At 35.8% G+C, this 3,196-nt stretch carries 4 protein-coding genes; all 4 read left to right on the top strand.

What is annotated here, in order from left to right; translation table 11 throughout:
- Positions 1-196: hypothetical protein (locus tag AC3AX0_RS10085; RefSeq protein WP_487550164.1), on the top strand; the 196-nt coding region annotated here is incomplete at its 5' end.
- Position 197: 1 nt separating this feature from the next.
- Positions 198-986, top strand: a complete 789-nt coding sequence (locus tag AC3AX0_RS10080; RefSeq protein ID WP_487550163.1) for a putative hydro-lyase — start codon at positions 198-200, stop codon at positions 984-986.
- Between the two features lie 469 nt (positions 987-1,455).
- A complete protein-coding gene (locus AC3AX0_RS10075; protein WP_487550162.1) occupies positions 1,456-2,595 on the top strand; it encodes an acyl-CoA dehydrogenase in 1,140 nt (379 codons plus the stop codon).
- A 17-nt stretch (positions 2,596-2,612) separates the two neighbouring features.
- Positions 2,613-3,196, top strand: a 584-nt coding sequence (locus AC3AX0_RS10070) for an electron transfer flavoprotein subunit beta (protein WP_487550161.1), incomplete at its 3' end; no start/stop codon positions are given.

Here is a 3,196-nt window from a genome sequence, read left to right as displayed (position 1 = left end):
GAAGAAACCTCAGGAATCAGTTGAATTTGAAGCAGTATCAGTTGAAGAAGCAATTACTGCATGGAAAAAAGTCAATAAAACCATTGAAGAATGGAAAAGCAGTCTTGACTATGGATATTACAAAATAAACGAAGTCAGAAGATTCAATCTTGGCTTCAACAATAAATCATTTAATGTAAAAGTTGTGGAGGTTTAGGATGGACTATTTTAATGCAGCACCTGAAACCATAAGAAAACTTATAAGAAACAGGGAATTTATAATGCCTACTTCGGGGGTGGCTTCAGGATATGCCCAGGCAAATCTGGTGATTTTGCCAAAGGAATATGCCTATGACTTTTTGCTCTTTGCATACAGAAATCCAAAGCCCTGCCCTCTTCTTTATGTATCGGATCCAGGTGAAAAATATTTGGGAAAAATTGCAAAAGGCTCAAATATATATACTGATATAGGAAACTACAATATATACAAGGACGGCAACCTGGTTTCTAATATTGACAATGTTGATAATTACCACAGGGATGACCTTGTATCCTTCATTATTGGCTGCAGCTTCACCTTTGAATCAGAGCTGGTCAAGGAAGGTATTAGAATTCCTCATATGGAGAAACAAGCCAATGTTGCCATGTATGATACAAACATAAAACTAGAAGACAGCGGAGTTTTCAGCGGAAATACTGTTGTTTCAATGAGACCTATAAAATCAAAGGATGTTACAAAAGCTGTAATGATAACATCGAGATTCTCACAGGTTCACGGTGCACCTGTGCATATTGGAAATCCTTCAGAAATAGGAATAGAAGATATAACAAAACCGGACTATGGTGATTTTGTGGGAATAGAAGAGGACGAAGTTCCTGTATTCTGGGCCTGTGGAGTTACACCACAAAATGCATTGAGGCAGAGCAAAATACCATTTGCAATAACCCATGGTCCTGGATACATGTTTGTAACGGACATAAAAAACAGCGATTTGATTACATATTAAATTGAATATATAAACTTCATATGGTAATAGGATGGATTTTAGCATCCATATATAAAGACTTATCTAATTTAGATAGGTCTTTTTTGTATCTACTATACTGTGGAATTTTGACTTGTGACAGCTATATGATTCCTATTTGAATTATATAAATGATAAAAAAATAACGATTTATTTTGTTTTTATCTATTTATTCCAAAAAAAATATATAAATAATCAGTAAAATATCGAGTTTTTTCATGTCAAAAAACATAAAAAAAAAGCATGGTTTTTTAAAAATATGGACATAAACGTTGAAAATATGGGCTTCTATAGTTAAAGTATGATTTTTGTAAGTAAGTATACAAATGGTAACTATATATCCATTTTGGTACATAATAACTAAAAAGTGCGATATTGTACATAGTTTAACAATGTATTATTATAGGGACATAGAAATAGTAATTATGTATGATTCACACAGGAGGAAAAAATGAATTTTGATCTAAGTAAAGAACAACAATTGGTTGTTCAAACAGTAAGAGAATTTGCACAAACAGAATTGGAGCCACAAGTAGCAGAAGCAGATTTGACAGGCGTGTTTCCAATAGACCAGTACAAGAAAATGGGTGAAATAGGACTACTTGGCCTTCCTTTCGGAACAGAGTATGAAGGAGCAGGCGGAGACTATCTTTCATATATCCTTGCAGTAGAGGAAATATCAAAGGTTGATGCTTCAGTAGGTATATCATATTCTGTACAGACATCTCTTAATATGTCAGCAATAAGCACTTATGGATCTGAAGATCAGAAGAAGAAATATCTTCCGGATCTTTGTACAGGAAGAAAGATAGGTTCATTCGGACTTACAGAGCCGGGAGCCGGAACTGATGCAGCAGGAGTTAGAACTGTAGCAGTTAAGGATGGAGACAATTATATACTAAACGGACAAAAATGTTTCATTACAAACAGTCCTATAGCAGATACTTTTGTAATATTTGCCATGACTGATAGATCAAAAGGAACTAAAGGATTATCAGCTTTCATAGTTGAAAAGGCTTTCCCAGGAATTTCAATAGGAAAAATTGAAGACAAGATGGGAATAAGATCAGCTCAAGTTGGTGAAATTATAATGGAAGACTGTGTAGTACCTGCTGAAAACCTTATGGGAAAAGAAGGAAAAGGATTTGGTATTGCTATGAAGACTCTTGACGGCGGAAGAATTGGTGTTGCTGCACAGGCTCTTGGAATAGCAGAAGGAGCAATGGACCACACTATAGCATATATGAAAGAAAGAAAGCAGTTTGGAAGAGCAATTCACAAGTTCCAGTATCTTCAATTCAGAATGGCAGACATGAAAGCTAAAATCGAGCAGGCAAGATATCTTGTATACAAGGCTGCAATGGACAAGAATAATGGAAAGCCATATGCTGAATCAGCAGCATTGGCCAAGATGGTTGCATCAGACTGTGCAATGGAAGTTACAACAAACTGTGTACAAATGCACGGTGGATACGGATTCATCAAGGATTATCCAGTAGAGAGAATGATGAGAGATTCAAAAATCACTCAGATCTATGAAGGAACAAACGAAGTTATGAGAATGGTTATCTCAGGAAACATGTTTAGATAATTGGGAGGAATAAAGATATGAATATAGTTGTTTGCGTAAAACAAGTACCAGATACAAATGAAGTAAAGATAGATCCGGTAAAAGGAACACTTATCAGAGACGGAGTTCCATCAATAATCAATCCGGATGATAAGAATGCAATTGAAGAGGCTTTACGCCTTAAGGATAAGCATGGTGCAAATGTAACAGTTATTACAATGGGACCACCACAGGCAGAAGTTGCACTTAAGGAAGCAATAGCAATGGGCGCTGATGATGCAATACTTATTTCAGACAGAGCTTTTGCAGGATCTGATACTCTTGCAACTTCAAGAACTCTTGCAGGTGCAATAGCAAAGCTTGATTATGACATTGTAATGGCAGGAAGACAAGCAATTGACGGAGATACTGCACAGGTAGGACCTGGAATCGCTGAAAGTCTTAATCTTCCACAGGTAACTTATGTTGAAAATGTAGAATTTGATGGGAAAAATCTTAAAATAAGAAAAGCTCTTGAAGATGGATATGAAGTGCTTGAAGTACAGACTCCATGTTTATTGACTGCAATTGATTCGCTTAATGAACCAAGATACATGCAGATGAAAAACATATTTACTGCTTA

The organism is Dethiosulfatibacter sp. (assembly GCF_983023055.1).
The sequence above is the reverse complement of the archived record's forward strand: the minus strand, read 5'-3'. Positions and strand labels throughout refer to the sequence as shown.

Excerpts from the sequence above, each read along its gene's own strand:
- AC3AX0_RS10075 (WP_487550162.1), top strand. The coding sequence starts at position 1,456 with ATGAATTTTGATCTAAGTAAAGAACAACAATTGGTTGTTCAAACAGTA.
- AC3AX0_RS10080 (WP_487550163.1), top strand. The coding sequence starts at position 198 with ATGGACTATTTTAATGCAGCACCTGAAACCATAAGAAAACTTATAAGA.